The sequence below is a fragment of the Legionella gresilensis genome (genome assembly GCF_900639865.1).
In the GTDB taxonomy this organism is placed as follows: Bacteria; Pseudomonadota; Gammaproteobacteria; order Legionellales; family Legionellaceae; genus Legionella_C; species Legionella_C gresilensis.
On the sequence record NZ_CAAAHX010000001.1, the window covers coordinates 43,716 to 61,630 of the forward strand.

Sequence of the window (17,915 nt, forward strand, 5' to 3'; positions counted from 1 at the left end):
ATCAGGAAACTATAAACTATAATGTTTTCTAGTAGACGCAAGTGTAGGTTGAGCCCTTCGACCCAATAATCCTTTGTCAATTCAGCACGAATTCTATAAATTTAAAATCCAACAGAGTGGAAAGATTTTGAAATTATTTGACTAGAAATATTCTAATTCGCATCAATTTTTTAAATAATTTATGCAATCAAGAGACAAGAGTAATGGAAAACCACAGTGACTTAAGATATGAACGGGGAATAAATATTGGGCCATTTGGCCCAACCTACGATCGCTATTAAAGCTTTTGTTTACAGGGTTATCTAATAATCAGGAATTAGTTATTACAAGAGTGCTATTAGGTTCTTGTTTACTTCCTTCTAGTTTATTGTTACCAAAAAACCTCTGGTTGCTCATCTTTTCCCTTAAAGGATCTTTTTCTTGAACTAACTCAGATTTTCCATGTTTTGCAGCATAAACTTTAATAGATCCCCAAATAAGGTTATCAAAAACTTCCGTTTTATCCTGACGCATAACCATTATAGGGTTAATTTTGTCCCATAATTCATCTCGAAATACAGGTTTGTTTAAGTTAATAGCATTTATTTTATCCGCAAGTAGATACCCAAGATTGATAAATTGATCTTTTTCAATAACATTTTCTAATTCATCTCTATTAAACACCTTATCGGCGTATATACTTTTATTATCTGGTGCGCTAGAAACTTTTCGTTCAATTTGATCCACAACATTCAATTGTTTACCTATAGAGTTTGCATAGATTTTGAGGGGAGCCCATATGAATTTATCAAAATCTTCAGTAAACTTGTCACGATTACGTTTGTCTGCAATACCATATAAATTTCCAAGTAAAACATCTCTAGAAATACGATTTCCTCTTTGAATTTTTTCTATCGCACTCCATATTTTGGCCTCAAATTCCTTTAAAGATGCCTCATTATCTTTACCTAAAGCTGCTTTAATATTTTCTTCAATAAATACTTTTTGACTTTCACTCACTAAATCATAGATTTTCTGAGAGTTGTGAAGTTGAAATACTGCCAACTGGTTAGGATTTGCCCTCTTCCTAATGTCTCGTAGGAGTGCGCCAGTAGAAGTAGTGCTTTGATTTTTAGGTAAATAAGATTGATAAACCTCTTTTATCTTGTTAAAGATTTGATGAGCTTTATCTGCTAATACCTTTTCTAAAGGGGGCCCTGGATCTTCTGTTTTTTGACTTAGCTCCTGTATTTCGTCCTTAACTTTAGCAAGCATATTATCATCTAATATTTTAATAAGTTCCTTTACTAACTCCTCCTCACTCGTTTTATCTTCTCCTTTCTGCATACTAATAAACCTATTATATAGGTTTATTATTGGAGCTTTTATTTTTACAATTTGCTCAAAATTACCTAAAAAGGTCCCTAAATTTAAGCCGCTACTATTATCTAGTATACCTTTTTCAACTTGAGTTTCAGGCTTTATAGCTAGCTCTTTAACAGCTACAGGTTTTGAGGGGACAGGTTTTGGTTTTTCAACTACAGTTGGCTTTTTAGATTTGATTACTTCGCAAAGCTCCATAGCAAGCTTTGAAAGTAATTCATTACTTTGAGTGATTTCTCCTTTTAAATCTGAGTTCAACTGAATTTCCTTTAATATAAGCTCAACAGTTATGTCTTCAATTCGGCATCGCATAACTTTATCATATACATCAGCAAAACCACGCTTAATGTCAGCTGGGACGTCATTTTCTGTGTTAGCCGATTTAATAAGAGCTTGAAGAATTAGTTGACCACATGTTGAAAATTGTTTTTCCTTAGTAAACATCATTGCTTGCCATGCTGTACCAATACGCTTCTCATTTCTAGCAGCAATCATATTGGCTATATCATTTGCTTTATTACCAGATTCTTTCTCTACTGGTTTTTGTCTTGTTGAGAGGTCTGGTGCTTTTAACCTTTTACCTGCTGATGCAATGTCTTTTAGAGTAACAATAGGATTGCCAGTAGGCGATGTCTTTTTATCAGAATCAGTAGGCTGCCCAGAAATACTCTTATCTTTACTAGTGTCGTCAGATGGCTTATTGGGGATTTTAAGCGGTCGTGGCCCCGGTGGCGGTGGTGGTGGCGGTCCAGGCGGCGGTGGTGGTGCTAAGGGTGGATCTTCTTGGTGGCTGTTATTTCCTGGTACGTCTTTTTCCTCAGATTTAAGAGAATTATCGCTTTGCGTAATAATTATAGTTTGATTAAATGCATCTTTATCAATTTGTTCTGTTAAATGAGGATAACATACAGTTAATACGAATTTGATAAGCTCATTTTTCTTACCGAGCTCATAGAGTTCCTGCATATCTTGACTTTCTTTTGACACAGAAAGCAAATTTTTTGCAAGTTGAGTATTACGTAAAAAGAAAAGTAAAATATCAAGACTTTCACTAGTAGTAGCCATTACTGCTTCAAGGTTAAATTTAAATCTGCTGTCTGACAACAAATCTGGATCTCGAGCATAAATTTCTCTAAGTAAAGCCGATTGCTCATCGCTATTTGCTCCACTGTCTTCATGACGGATAATAAATCTTTTAGTGTCTAAAATTTTTCTAAGGTTATCTAAATTTTTTTCAATTATTATATCTTCATGTTTATTTTCACTACATTTAACTACCCATTCAACTAACTTTTCATTAGGATTATCTTTCTCAAGATTCTCTTTTAAGGCATTAAAAATTGCAGGTGAGGTAAGCCATTTAGGAGGAAAATTTGCGACCTTATCCTTAATAAATTTATTCGTAAACTCACTAAAAAAAGATTGAAATAAATTTTTAATACTTTGCTCAGAAGAAACATTAGACTCGATTTGTATAGTTGGCTCTTGAATTAATAAAGAAATGAGTGCCTCTGTTGCTTTATATCTTATAGAGGAATCAATATTTTCATCCTCATGACAAGCATTGATAACTTCTTGATAATAATTTGCAGCTAAATGATACTTACCCTCCTGTAAATAAGTCTGAGCTTGCTTTAATACGCAATTTAGGCTGGTATTTAATTTATCTGTTGAAGTTAGTCCATATGTTCTAGCAATTTCATTTAAATGCTCTTCTTTGGTAGCTCCCTTATTTTTAGTACTTTGAATATTAAGATATGTATTTTTTGTCAACTCTTCCAAAAGTAGATACTGACACTTAATTGCTTGATAACCAGCTAAAACAGCTGTTGCTTGTTTAGTAATTGTCCTTGCTCTATCCGCTGTATTTTTTTCAGCATGATCTTGTAGGTCTTTAAAAAGCTTATCAATTCTACTTAATTTCTTGTCTACCTTTTTTTGTTGCAACATTGACTGCTGTTTGTATTTTTTAATTCTTTTTGTTGTATCTTCTACTATTTTTTCACTAACTTCTTTAAATTTTAAATAATCTTCATCTTGCCCATTAGTCTGAAATTCTCTTTTTGAATTCCTCTTATCTTCCCGCGCGCTTTTGACTGGCACTACTACTGGTTTGGTAACTTCTATTGGTAAATTTTCCTTGATCTGGTTGAGCAATGTATTTATTGCATAATCCGTTGTGAAAGCTCGCTGATAAGCCAGCTCTAATAGTTTTGAGTTAGAAGTTTGTAATTGTTTGAAAACATTAATCAAATGACTGATGTTTACATTTCTATGTTCTGATAAAAATCGATAGATATCTTCAATATAGTGAAAATCACTAACTGATATTGCTACATTATTCAGACCGCGCTTATTTAATTCACTTTGAGATGTTTCTGTTGTTATCCTTTCCCTACTAATTTGACTAATATCTTCTTTCTTTTCTCGTATAGGTATTGTTTCTTTATGTGAGCTTACTTTAGTTAAGGAGGTAGTTTGAGAAATTATTGGCTTTGTGGGTGCCGACAAATCCAGAACTCTAGCTTTCTCAGTTATAGCTACAATATTTTGATGACTGCGAACTGATATCGCGCTCTTGTCTGAAGAAAAAGTTTGCAAATATTTATTAATAATGTCTTTATGTTCATTAATCTCTGTAGAATTTTCTAAAATAGCTTCTATTACTTGCGCAACTAGCTTAGGCACAGCGCTAGCAGCGGCCCAGAATGCTTCACGAAGTTTCTCATTCTTACTTGTTACTATAGCAATTGCTGCTTGCTTATTCTCATCTTTTAACAAGGCTTTTACAAATATATCTTCAGAAAGCCCCTGTACTAAAGCATTATCAAAAGCAACTCTAGTCTCTTCCGCTAATCCCTCTATTAATTCTTTCTGATTTAATACCCTTAAAAAAAGCTCGCTGTGCTCATTTTGGAAAAACTCAATTGCTTGAACTGGCAATTTCTCAAAAACATGAACTACTTTGCTAAGGAGGGCACTACTATCCATAATTTCTTTTCTTAAATTAGCTTGTGTGTGCAGCTTTTTATAAGCTATTAATGATGGGTTTTGGGCAATAAAGCTTGAGTCAATACGTGTATCTTTTAAAAGCACAAGCCGTTTACCTTCACTGAGATCACTTATTAATTTATTAGTAAATTGAGAATTTTCTTTATTTAAAAGTATAAAGTCCGGAAGGATTTGCCGGAACGCTTGCTTAACATCAGCCTTATTACAATACCAGGCTAAAAATACGCTAGCCTCTTCTTCAGTTAAAGGCTGTGTTGTAAAGCGTTGTAAGATCTCTGAAGAGGCTAATATTTTATCTTTTAAAACAGGATTTAATTGCGCAATCTGCATTAATACTAATAGACTACCTTGAGTAAACAATAATTTTTCAACTGCAATTTTAGCGTGAGTTAAGTTATTCTTATCAAACCATAACAGCATGTTGTTTAAATGATCACTATCCCACTCTCCTTTAAATTGAATACAAGCAAGAGTAAGAGCATTTGAGTCTAGAAAAGCCTTATCAATTTCAGGGTGAGCAAGAGAAGAATCTAGGCTTTTAATTACCTGAATAATAAAATCTTTATCAGCTATATTATCAACCAATATTTTTGCAATTTGCTTATCTCCATTTGTTTGAAAATCTCGCTCTGCCATCAGAGTTAAGAAAATGGTTTTAAAACTTTCTACCTGGTTAATATATTCCCAGTCATTTTGTATAATTGCTTCATAAACAACTTTTTTCTTAATCACTTCTTTATCAATATCAAGCTCTAGGCTTAATAAGGCCTCAATTCCATGCACCTTAGCATACGAATAAAGCAAACTATCTGGATCATCAGCTAAAGGACGTTTGATAACTTTAAGCATTTGTTTTTTAGTAATAAATTCTTTACGTTTTTCAATAGGTGAGATTAAATTTTTATCATGTACGCTACCATTAAATCGGCTTTTTAGTGCATCTAGCTCTGGAATTGTCTTAATTTTCTCAATTTGCTCTACATAGTATTTGTAAAAATTATCAAAATCAGACTTATCTAAATCTTTTAAGAGCTCTAAGGGTCTATCAAATAAATGTTCAGGGCTAACTGAAATTAGCTTTTTGGCTTGAGGATCTTGAACTTGCTCAATAACACCATAATAGAGAGCTTCATTCAAAGCTATTCGCCTATACTCAGGTTCAATCAATTTCAAAATATAATGAATACTTTTACTACGTATAGCTTGAGCCTTCTGCGGCGTTTCACTTTCTAGATCCAATTTATCGTAATAATGCTCTGCCAACGCATGATGTGAGCTTGGCTTTTTAAAATAATTTTCAGCTAATTGCTGTAATTGTGATTTAGTAAGATTAAATAGCTGTCGTAAGTTTTCATTTTCTATTATAAATGCAAGATCAGCTTCTTCTATTATAAATTTAGGGTCAATTCCCGGATCTACGCTGTCTGACACATTGACTTTATTTAAATTTCTCAATTCATTCGATAAGTAATCTATCGCAATGTATTTAACCCGCCTATAACCAAAATTTAACCAAAATCTTTCTTCTAGCATCTTGTTAAATTCAGGTTGATATTCAGGATGCTCTTTTGTATAGCGGGCAATCTGAATAACGGATTGAAAAATAATGCGAGCGCGATCTTTACTATCCACTTTCCCAGCTAATTCTCTTAAAAACTTACCCGGATCATCAGTTAAATTGAGTAATTTTAAGAAATTATCAGAACTATCTTTGCAAAGCGCCTTTACTAAATCTGGGTTTTCTTTTAAATGCATCATTATCCATTCGTTGCGGCTATCCTCTGCTGTTAATTTATTCATAACAGCCGCTTTGACGTTTGGCATCTCTAAAGCTTTTCTTAAAAGACCGGTTTTAAATTCAACCAAAAGGTGAAAATTAGTTGTAAATTCTTCAATAGATGCATTGTTGTTACTTAGTAGATTAGCTGCTGCATTAACTTCTTTAAGCCTCTTAATTTGCGAAACCGAATTAGCTTGCTTGATAATTAAGTCGCCATGTGCCTTGATGATTAGTCTAGGGTTATGAGAGTGTAGAAGATATTTTTTAAAAGTGCCTATATCTAGGTTATTTGCATCTAATTTAAAGAGTTCAACGGTGACAGAAGAATTGGATGTGAGAAAATCTGTAGCTTGTTTACTACTTTGTGTTGTTAAACTTGTTTGAACTTTATATTTTAGTGGGCCTTCATCACGCTCACTTGTTGTAAAGTAATACTTTAATAACTTAATTCTAGTTTTAACTAATGCCCAACATAATGATAAAATTTGTTGAGTGCTAGCTAAACTAAACATATCCGTTATCTGAGTCTTACGCAAACAATAAGAGCAAGGCTTTGGATTGGCAATAAAGTAAGCTAAGTTAGTATTTGCCCAGGGGTTTTCAGGCTTAAAAAGACTTTCAATGGTGCTATTGGTACTGTTTTCATTAGTATCATTTGCTTTGGATTTAAATTCTTTTATAGCCTTAAATAATTCGTGATTTTCGCCTAGAGTTTCCTTAAGAAGAGATAAGGATAATTGACTACTGACCGTATGCAGCCATTGTAAATTATTAATATAATGATTTAGTAACTGCTTAAATTTCTCTGTTTCTGTCCTTAGTCTTTTTAAATGCTCTGTTTTTGTTAGAAGTATTACTGCAGCTTCAATAGAATTAAATTCAATAGCTTTTTCAACTAAAATTTTAATATTTATTTGTTTGCTTAAATTAAGATATTGATTTAAAAAAAATTCGAAATCTTCTTTATTCTGCATTTGCTGCTGTATTAACTGAGGGAGATCATTATAGGTATTTGCAGTAGTAACTTTTTGTTGAAGTTCTGAGCTTGGCCTGATTAACTGTTCAATGAGCTTGAAATTCTTTGGCATAAAATGATACTCAATAGTCACTATTTGATCAATTATACTTATCAAAACTTAAGCGAATATTAATTATATTTAACTTATTGTTTCATATTTTAACTTATTTAATGTTTTTTAATCAAACTATAAAGATTAAGCCAATAACTTTAAGTACAATAAGGTGAAACCTCGGCCTAAGACCCTTAGCACCTGCACCTAAGCTACTGGCTAGGTATATTTAGCAGGCGTAAGTTAGGCCATTTGGTCCAGCAGCTATCCGTGAATTATCAAAACACATTATATCAAGAGGACAGTTAGTAAAATTGCAATTGGAAATACTCTATTTTGTATCAATTCTTTACACATACGGAGCTGTCGATGGGCTGGAGCAATAAAAGGCTCAGAGCGACTCAAATTATAAATAGGCAATATAAATGCTGGGCCGAGTGGCGCAACCTACGCTTGCTTAAAATCATTATATTTCTATTTGATTTCATTGACTAAAACGAATAAAGTCAACAAATTACTAGGTTAGATTATAAAAATGACTATTTAATTAATTTTTACTCTTTTTCTATAAAATAATTTTTATTTATGAAGTTTTTTATGCAAAATTCTCAAACCTTCATCCTAGTTCATGGCGCTTGGCATGCTGCATGGTGTTGGGAATATATTGCTAGAGTACTAAATTTAAAAGGGCACACAGTTCTAACGCCTAATTTACCTGGGCGCCATATAAACCTGAATAGCCCTAACAATATAAGCTTGCAAGATTATGTTAGCTATCTTATTCATCTTATAAAAGAACAATCCGAACCAGTGACCTTGGTTGGCCACAGTATGGCCGGACTCATTATTTCAGAAGTCGCTGAAGCCATTCCAGAAGCTATCCGTGAACTTATTTTTGTGGCAGCTTATATTCCTCAAGGTGAGCAATCGTTATTCTCTATTGCAGAAGCTTCAGAGTCACACAACTTAACTCCCTACCTCATTATTAATGAAGATTACCAAACGATTTATCTTACACGCACTGAAAACCTAGTAAACGTCTTTTTTAATCAGTGTAGTTTAGTAGATGCGCAAACAGCACTAGCTAAACTTCAGCCTGAACCTTTAAAACCTTTAATCGAGTCTGTTAAAGTAGGCAAACATTTTGCCCAAATTGCTAAGCGCTCATTGGTTTGCCGTTATGATCAGGCTCTTCTTTTAAGTGATCAATTACGAATGAGTAAAACAGTCACTGACCATATTATCTATTTAGATGCAGATCACGCTGCTTATTATTCCGGTGCCAATCAGATTATTGCTGCATTATTACAATAAAGAGAGTTTATTTATGCTTAAGAAAATTTTAAATGATTATAACGTCGCTACTACTTCTCTATTAGCCAATTTTTGGAAAAATGAAGCCAAAAAAAAGGAAAATTGGCCCACTTTAACTCAAAAACAAGGTAAAAGAGAAAAAGATCTATTTAAAGATGCTGAGATGGTACAGTTTGTTAATGAAGACATTAAACAAGAAGCTGAACAACGATTAGATAAACGTATGTGGCTTCCGCTTGCCACAAGAACACGCTTTTTTAGACGAACTATATCTGATGCAGTAAAACATAAAGACGTAAAACAAATTATTATCTTAGGCAGTGGTTTTGATACGCTCGCTACACGTAAAGCTAAATACACGCAGCAGTTTGGCACCCGCTTCTTTGAAATTGATCAAACATCTATTTTAAAATGTAAAGAGGAGATTTACGCTGAAAATCATATTAATAAGAATGCCACTTATATTGGCCTTGATTATGTTAAAGGTAATTTGATTGAAGCATTAAAAAATAATGACGTCGACTTTAACAAACCGACATTAATTCTTTGGGAGGGTAACACTTTTTACCTGGAAAAAGCAGAAGTCATCCAAATCCTTAAAAATTTGGCGAATAAATTTAATCATCTAATCATTACCTTTGATTATATGCATGCCCTAATGCAAACTAAAACAAAAACATTAGATTCAGCCGCCAATGAAAAATGTTTAAAAAAAACACTAGATGAATTTGCGAGCAAGAAATCGCCTTTTAAAGCTTTTTTTGAACCGGAAGAAATAGTCTCTATCTGTGAAGAACTAGGTATACACTGCATTGACCATAAAACAGCAGCAACGCTTGCAAAAGATTATCAAGTTGATGAAGAACCTTATTATACGGCGGAGACTTATTCCGTAGCTACTTTTGAACGAAAATAATCAACAATATTTCAAGAACTTAGGGATTAATAATTATTAATCCCTTACCTTAAATTCTATCCATAGTAAGTAATTAAAAAATATTTACCCTAATTCTAATCTAGATAGCTATTAATTGAATTTAATAAAGCTCAATTTTGCTATATCTATCAGAAAAAAAATTCAAAATACATTTAATCTTTCCTTAAGCAAAACGGAGTACAATATGTTTAATAATTGAACTTTGGAGTGATTTCCATGCCTAGACTAGCTGATGAACATAAACAGCAGTTAATAAAAAACGCAAAAGCCGTTTACTTTGGCTATTTAAAATTGGAATGGTTGCAAAATATGGAAGTAACTATTGGTAATCAAAAAATTACCATTGCAAATTATCTTAAAGAAAATAAGGGCGTTAATCCCTTAGATGTGGATATTAAATTAGATGAAAATCACTCATTTAAAATGCAAAAAGGTGCAGATGGAGTCGTAAAATTTACTGCTATTGGGCAAAGAAAAAATACACCTATCCCTATAAAAGATTTAAAAAAATACAGCTCAAGTGATGTGATACAGTTGCTAACGGAAAATAATTTTAATGTAGCCCCTAATGAGCAAGGAGAAATGTGCTTCTCCACTACTATTAAAGATATACCCGCTTCTGCAGATAAAGATTCAACCGAATATACCATTGGCGGGTCCGCCAAAATATCTTTATATAACCTACATATTAGCAACCTAGGTCGCATTATTAAGCATTTTGAGGATAAAAGTTTTTGGCGTCGCTCAAAATCTGATGACAACATGCTTGTATCATTAACGACAGGCTCGGGAAAAACATTTACCCAAGCGTTATGGATGATGGTTTTAAAAATGTCTGGTATACGTGGGGTCTTTACAGTACCAGAAAAATTACTTAACCAGTTTAAAGGTGATTTAGGTCGCTTAATACCAGATAATATGGATATTGAAGCCAATGGTGATATTATCATTGACTCACCCGAAGAAATTTTAACTGGTGCAAAACATGCCGAGTTGAGGGGTGAAAACCCTGTCCAGCAGGTTGATGACAATAGACCCGCTGACAATCGACCTACTATATTTGCTTTTGACGAAGCTCACTTATTAGCTTCAAATGAAAAACTATTCGTTAAAGCAAAAACATTAGCAAGTAAATTTATTAATCTATATTTAACAGCCACACCTACACCTGCTTTAGTAGATTTGGCTCAAGGCGATGATCAAAAGCAAAATCTAACGGTTGTTGCTACTATGAATAATAAGCAAAAAGTTGATAATGGTTATGCAGAGCGTACTTCAAGTTATGCTAAAAGTGCGCAATCCCTGGAAGAAATGGGTAAAAAAGCTAGTCTAGGGACCATGGAAAAAATTGGTCGTCGTATAGCAGATACTATTGATCCTCAAACAGGTTATGATGCTGCTAATGCATTTGGTGAAGCTTATCTTTATAACATATCTAAAAAAGAATTTTTTAGTGCACAAAATGCTATCCAACTTAAAAAGTTGCCCGATAATCTTTCGCCTGACCAGAAATTACGTTTAGCAGTAAGATGGAGCTTACAACCCTCAGCTTTCCAACCTAAAACATTGATTTGTGCTAACCATTTTGAAGATATCGTTAACTTAAATCTGTTTTTAGAGCAGTTAAATCCAACAGAGAAATTACAAGTTGAAAAAATAAATGAGGATGAATTAGAAGAAGATCAAACCGTACCAACTACAAAAGTTCTTAAAGAGAAAAAATCGGAAACACCTACATTATCAAAAAGATATTATACTAATGGAAACTCATTTGATCGGGATAAAACTTATAAATTCCTACAAATGGCTGAAACGACAGAGGATAAGGGCGTCAAGACGGTTACACATGTGGATACCGCTATTTATGACCAATACGCCAGCACCTTGAATACTCAATTTACAAGTCAATTACAAGTAGAAATTATTCACTTAGCTAATGATTTAAATATTAAACCAGACAAACTACCAGAATTAGCTAAAACTATTGCCACAGAAATAGCCGGAGGTGTTGCAAAGTCACCTATCACCAATAGTATGCATGGCATTATTGAGCTCACTTTATCAATTCTTGCTGCGAAAGCTGCAGGTAAAGACCCTCATTTAAATAGTTTAATGCAAGATTTTGGCAGTGCTTATTTAGATAAGCAACGGTTTAATAACTTAGAAGTTTTTACCAAAGAGCTTCAGAAGGCAGCAGGACACACAGCTCAAAATTCTGAGTGGCTAAAAACACTTTTAACTTATCATCCAAAGAATAATCCTAAGGGGCTTGACGAGCAAGTAGCTAACGAATTAGCTGAAATAATATATGATATCATACAGAAAATTAACAAAACCCCTAGTCAAGACCTTACAGATGTCGTTGATAACTGGTTTGCCAACCAAAATAATTTTGATCAATTAGATGTTAATTGGCAAAGAGTAGAAATTTTTGCAGCAAATCACTACAAGCAATTTGCTTTTGCTGAAGTCGAAAGAAATGAAACGATTGAAAAAGATGTACCCTTTACAGATATGGATGAAAATAAAATGGGTGCAGGCATAGCCAATAGAGAAGAGGGGTATAAAGAAAAGCAACGCCCCGAAGGTAAAAGAGCTGTTGAGGTATTAGACCCAAAAGCTACAGTGTCAGATTTTACACCAAATACTAATTCTTCTAAAAAGAAAAAAGAGGATATTCAGCAACAAGAAGATACTAAGACACGCATTGAAAAAACAGATAATTTATTTCGCTTAGGTATAGCAACAGTCTATGCAACTGATAAAAAAATAGAAGGGTTTAATGATCCTAACCTTCACCAAGTAGCTGTACTTGCTCATTCAGATGAAAATACGTTATCGAATCCAGCTAACCTTATTCAAGCTTATGGCCGTAATCGAGGTCTGAACCGCTTTAGAGTACCTAACTTCTTCTTAGTTACCCAACGTGGTGTTAAGTGTGTTTTTGGTGTTAATGAACTTAACAAACCTGATTATCAATCCGATTATGATAAATCCTTAAAGAAATTTAAAATTAACTATATTAGAAAATTAGGTCAAGACTTAGGTGAAGAAATTCTTGCTTGGATTGAGGAAAATAAAGATGCTCTTCATGAAGTTGATGATGATAAATTAGCACAAGCTGTTATCGAGAAATGTTTCGATAAACTTGATAACTTAAATAAAGCCAATGCATTTAAATTTAAATTAACTCAAAAAGATTATGAGCAAGTCTTAGGTGTAGCTATCGGTTATTTAGCTAAAAAACAAGATGACTTACAAAAAGGAACGACCTTAAGCTGGGTAATAAAAGCAACAGCTATGTTAATGCATTGTGTAGCTAGAATAGTGTCATGGTGGACTTCAAAAGAACCTAGAAAAAAATTACAAGAATTTGCCGCAGTAGCAACTAGTATGTTAGATACAGAACCTTCTGCTGATGTCGAAAGGGCCCTGGTGCATTACAAGATAAACAACCTAGAACTTTGGACAGTATGGAAACATAATTTATCACGTCAAATTATATTTATGAACGTTGCAAATGAAGCAAGATCGCTTCATAAAATTCGTGATAAATATTATTCAGCCATACTTCTAAAGCCATTAAATATTTTAGACAAACAAAATAGGAAGAAAATTAAAAATGAGTATCCTGAGTTACAAATTATTCTAGAAGGCCTTTGCAGTTATATAGCCCTAGCTGATCCTGAAGAAAAAGAAACCTTAGCTAGTGCGATAGCTAATGCCGTACAAAGCAAGGATCAGACGGAAATCAAAAAATTGGTGGAGATGTTAAAAACTCTAGAAATGAATCCCTCTCATCCTGATCAAATATTTCACACTAAGCGCATCCAAAAGATGTTGGTTACCCTGGGTTATGAGCAGGCTGAAATTGAAAATTATGGGGTTGAAAAACTTACTAAATTTATTCAATCTAATGAAGATTTGGAAGATAGAATATATGAAAAAATTGACTCTAATAGAGAGGGTCTAATTTATTTAAAACCTTCTAAAAACCAAACTCTAGACTACGCAAATTATATTAAACTGCAAATTATAAATGACATTAAAAAATTAGTTGAGCCTTTAATTACAGATCCTGCATTTAAAGAGATGTTAAAATTTATTAGTGATAATTTCACGAAAGAGGATCTTAAAGTTATCTTTTGTGTAACTAAGGATGCAGAGCCATTTCATGAGCAATTGTTAGAATTTATTGATGATATAAACAAAAATGGAAATCAACCTTCATTCTATGAAAAATATTTTCTACCTCCTAGAAAAAGGAAAGAAACGTTAGAGAGCTACAATAAAAATTTACTTTCAGCAGATTTAAATATATATGACTTAAATATTCTAAAAATGCATAACCTTCTGGAAATACTTTTCACTCGCATCGATGAAAGTAATTTACAATTTTATAAGCTCAATGCGCAAGGGGAACCGCAGGACCCTAAGCCAGAAGATAGAAACTTCTTTAAAACTACAGATGATGGTCCAGCAGGTAAAGCTTTAATACGCCAAGCTGTCGATGGGTATGACATAAAAATAGCTAAAAATATTTATTCTATACCTAAAGAAAAAGTAGAACCTCTAACTGTCTATTTACAATTAAGTGAAGAAGTTAGCCCTAGAATTATAGGAATTATGCAAACTGATGCAAATAAAAATTACAAATTTTTAACGACTGATCTTCTTCAGAGTAATGACATTATTCTGTGGTCTAAAAATTTTATTGAAAAGGGAAAACTTAAGGATGCCTATCAATTACTAACAGAGGAAACACCAACTCAAGGTATTAAAAATTTGATGACTTATGAGGAGCAAAAAGTACTAGATAATATTATTACTTCTTCTACCATTGTAAGCATTTCTAATTATAATATTAAATTAGTTTCAGATATAGATAATATTGAAGAGCAAGAAGAGAATACAATCTATTTGCAATTAAATAGCACAGAGTCAGGGATTTACGCTATTAAGCGAGTTGATGTGGGCAATAAAGTTTTTACAGCGTCAACTATAACAAATGAGGCACTACTTGATAGTAACTTCATTGAATTTGGTAGACTTTTAACAAATCGAATAAAGAGGAACAATAAGAAAAATGGTGATAACCTAAATCATCTATTGCATTATACTGACTTAGTGATATTAGATGAAACTACTACTTCTGAAAAAGATCAGAAATCAAGGCCTAAGGGCGTGAGTATCTTTAGTCCAGCCCTACACGACCAGAATGATGAGAAAGGGAAAGTTTGGCGGCGAATTTTCGGTTTAAAATCCTTACAAGAGTCTTTACCTACTATTGATAGAGTAACTAGGGCAACGCAAGGTAGAGAAATGGCGAAAGCTGTAGAAACCTCAACAAAATTGCTACAAGGTATTAAAGATAGAAAAGTTATAAGAACTTCAGATACCTTAAGTACTTATGCCTCCTTATTTAGTAAAGTTTTAAAAAGAGAAGAAAGACAACCGCAACAACCTTGTGATAAGGCTCTAGGAGGAGAAGACAGCCGCATTAAAAAAATGAAGGCTTGTTTTGATAGAGAAAAAGAGACATATTTCTCTGGCCAGATAAGTGAAGAGGTTGAGACACGTATTATAACTCAAATAAAAAGCTATATCTTTGCTCGTGCTAATGTTTATATTGATGTTAACAGCAATAACAGGCATAAGAATGAGAAAGGGGCTGGAACTTTTGAATTAAAAGATAAGTTTCTTGATCCCAAGCGTTTCCCACGCCAGAAAACAGGTATAACGCAGTTAATTTATGTACCTAAAAAACGATTATCAGTGTTGTTTAATAATGACCTCACTCATGAAAAATTACAGCTAGCCGAAAAGTTTATTAGAAAATTGGCTAAAACGAAGAATAATTATCATAAGGTATTAAAACTTATTGATGACACAATTGCTGAAAATGATCAATTAATGATTAAGCATAAAAAGAATCCTAATTCAGCAAATGATTTATACTTTGCTTTATTTAATATGAAAGAAGCTTTAATGTATTCTGCCCCTACGCCTATTCCACAGCAATCAGCTGTTTTGCAGTAGCCGAATTAATATAGCTTTACTATAGGAGCTGCCTTTAATAAAAGCAGCTCCTATTTTTTAATTAATATTATATTTCTTGAGATTTAGTAATGAAGAGAAATAATCAAGGCAATTTTCTATACTACCTGCCCTGCTGCCCAGCCCGAAGACCATGCCCATTGAAAATTATACCCTCCTAGCCAACCGGTTACGTCTAAAACCTCGCCAATAAAAAATAAGCCGGGTACTTTCTTGGTTTCAAAAGTCTGTGAAGAAATTTCATTACAATCTACGCCGCCTAAAGTCACTTCAGCAGTTCGGTAACCTTCAGTGGCATTCGGTTTAATGGACCAATTTTGTAGAACTTGCGCAATATCTTGTAATTGTTTAGGGCTAAATTGCTTAACTGGTTTATCGATGGGGTAATTATTATAGAACACGTCCAAAATACGCTTAGCGGTATAATTGCCTAATATCGTTTTTAAATAACTATCAGGAGAGGAAACTTGCGCTTGGAGCAATTCCTGATATAGATCCAGTTCAGGTAGAAATTTAATAAAAATAGGCTGACCGGGTAGCCAATAAGATGAAATTTGTAATATTGCTGGTCCACTTAATCCACGGTGAGTGAAAAGTACCTTTTCTTGAAATGATATATCATTGCAACTCACTAATCCTTCAAGAGAATTTCCAGTTAATACTGATAAATGCTCTTTATCTTTATCATGTAGGGTAAATGGTACTAAGCCCGCCCGAGTTGGATATACATGCAAGCCAAATTGTGTTGCCAGTTGATAGCCAAAAGGACTTGCTCCTAATGTAGGAATCGAGAGCCCACCACTGGCAATAACTAACGTATCACTTTGATAAGTCGCTTGCTGGCATTGCACAATAAATTGTTTATCTTTTTTACTAATTGACTGAATGGCCTGATTTAATTGAATAGTAACTTTATTTTTTCTACATTCTGCTAGTAGCATATCGACAATTTGCTGTGATTTTTCCTCACAAAATAATTGACCTTGCGTTTTTTCATAAAAGGCAATTTTATAGCGTTTAACAAGCTCAATAAAATCCCACTGAGTATAGCGGTTTAAAGCTGACTTACAAAAGTGTGGGTTATGCGAAATAAATTGATCTGGACTTGCATATAAATTGGTAAAATTACAGCGACCTCCACCAGACATTAAAATCTTTTTACCAGGCTTATTGCTTTTATCAAGGATTAAAACCTGCCGACCACGTGCCCCTGCCTCAATCGCGCACATCATGCCAGCAGCACCTGCCCCCACAATAATAACATCAACTTTAATCATGAACTGCTAACAATAAATCAGATTGGCCATATTGTAGCATAGAGCTAACGAGAGTAGGTTGGGCTAAACATACCGCAGCCTAATATTTTTAGTTATAAGGCATATAGCATCTTTATAATTTGTTGGGCTGCACTTCGTTTAGCCCAACCTACCCTTACTTGGCTGATATATAAAAAAATTTAGAGACGTTGTGGAGTATTGCTAAAAAAATTTTCACTGATTATGATAAAGCACTTTATCCCTATATAGGTTGTAAAATGGACTTATCTACTTCTCAAATTGAATTTTTTAATGATAATGGTTATTTAGTCATTAATAACTTTTTCTCGCAATCAATTTGTGAAATATTGAAAGAACGTATACAGTGGATTTTAGCTAATCAACAATATGAAATCCCTACTACCATTTTTTCAACTCAAACTAATGAACATGCACAAACCCAATATTTTTTAAATTCCGGTGATAAAATTCATTTCTTTTTTGAACCTGATTCTTTTAATAGTGATGGCCAGTTAAAACAGCCTTTAGAAAAATCTCTCAATAAAATTGGTCACGCTCTGCATGATTTAGATCCAGTTTTTAAAGAACATTCTTACGATTTAAGGTTAAAAAAAATCTGTCATCAGCTTAATTTTCAAAAACCAAGTTTGTTGCAATCTATGTATATTTTTAAACAACCTAATATTGGTGCAGAAGTTGATTTACATCAAGATAGTACCTTCTTACATGCAGAAAACAGTGAAATTTTAGGTTTTTGGTTTGCTCTAGAAGATGCCAACATAAATAATGGTTGTCTGCAAGTTATTCCAAGCCCAACTTCAACGCCTTTAAGTAAGCGGATGATTCGTAAAGGTAATGAAATTTATTTTGAAAACTATCATCGGTTAATTTGGCAAGAAAACAACTGTATCCCTTTAGAAGTCGAACAAGGCAGTGTCATTTTATTACATGGTCGCCTACCTCATAAAAGTAATGCTAATTTGTCGCCTAATTCAAGGCATGCTTACACGTTACATGTGATTGACGCTGCTTTTCCCTATCCTGATTCAAATTGGCTACAAAAGCCTAAAGGATTAGTGGAATGGCAGTAAAAATAATTTAAAACT

Annotated in this window: 6 protein-coding genes; 4 read left to right on the forward strand and 2 right to left on the reverse strand. The window is 33.4% G+C overall.

Annotated elements, in window-relative coordinates; all coding sequences use genetic code 11:
• Positions 1-309 precede the first annotated feature (309 nt).
• Positions 310-7,242, reverse strand: a complete 6,933-nt coding sequence (locus E1P04_RS00200; protein WP_131780925.1) for a hypothetical protein — start codon at positions 7,240-7,242, stop codon at positions 310-312.
• Between the two features lie 579 nt (positions 7,243-7,821).
• Here E1P04_RS00200 and E1P04_RS00205 point away from each other — a divergent pair.
• From E1P04_RS00205 to E1P04_RS00215, 3 genes are all read left to right on the forward strand, one after another.
• Complete coding sequence (locus tag E1P04_RS00205) at positions 7,822-8,538, forward strand: alpha/beta fold hydrolase (protein ID WP_131780926.1); 717 nt, start codon at positions 7,822-7,824, stop codon at positions 8,536-8,538.
• Positions 8,539-8,551: 13 nt separating this feature from the next.
• Positions 8,552-9,454, forward strand: a complete 903-nt coding sequence (locus tag E1P04_RS00210; RefSeq protein WP_131780927.1) for a class I SAM-dependent methyltransferase — start codon at positions 8,552-8,554, stop codon at positions 9,452-9,454.
• 237 nt (positions 9,455-9,691) lie between these two features.
• Positions 9,692-15,514, forward strand: a complete 5,823-nt coding sequence (locus tag E1P04_RS00215) for a DEAD/DEAH box helicase family protein (RefSeq protein ID WP_131780928.1) — start codon at positions 9,692-9,694, stop codon at positions 15,512-15,514.
• 116 nt (positions 15,515-15,630) lie between these two features.
• On the opposite strand, the gene E1P04_RS00220 is transcribed toward E1P04_RS00215, so the two are convergent.
• Positions 15,631-16,809 carry a BaiN/RdsA family NAD(P)/FAD-dependent oxidoreductase gene (locus tag E1P04_RS00220; protein WP_131780929.1) on the reverse strand — a complete coding sequence of 393 codons (1,179 nt, stop codon included), beginning with the start codon at positions 16,807-16,809 and terminating at the stop codon, positions 15,631-15,633.
• Positions 16,810-17,066: 257 nt separating this feature from the next.
• On the opposite strand from E1P04_RS00220, the gene E1P04_RS00225 reads away from it, so the two are divergent.
• Entirely contained in the window at positions 17,067-17,900 is an 834-nt protein-coding gene (locus E1P04_RS00225) for a phytanoyl-CoA dioxygenase family protein (protein WP_131780930.1), read from the forward strand.
• Positions 17,901-17,915 lie beyond the last annotated feature (15 nt).

Coding starts and splice junctions, on each gene's coding strand:
- E1P04_RS00200 (WP_131780925.1), bottom strand. CDS start 7,242: ATGCCAAAGAATTTCAAGCTCATTGAACAGTTAATCAGGCCAAGCTCA.
- E1P04_RS00225 (WP_131780930.1), top strand. CDS start 17,067: ATGGACTTATCTACTTCTCAAATTGAATTTTTTAATGATAATGGTTAT.
- E1P04_RS00210 (WP_131780927.1), top strand. CDS start 8,552: ATGCTTAAGAAAATTTTAAATGATTATAACGTCGCTACTACTTCTCTA.
- E1P04_RS00205 (WP_131780926.1), top strand. CDS start 7,822: ATGCAAAATTCTCAAACCTTCATCCTAGTTCATGGCGCTTGGCATGCT.
- E1P04_RS00220 (WP_131780929.1), bottom strand. CDS start 16,809: ATGATTAAAGTTGATGTTATTATTGTGGGGGCAGGTGCTGCTGGCATG.
- E1P04_RS00215 (WP_131780928.1), top strand. CDS start 9,692: ATGCCTAGACTAGCTGATGAACATAAACAGCAGTTAATAAAAAACGCA.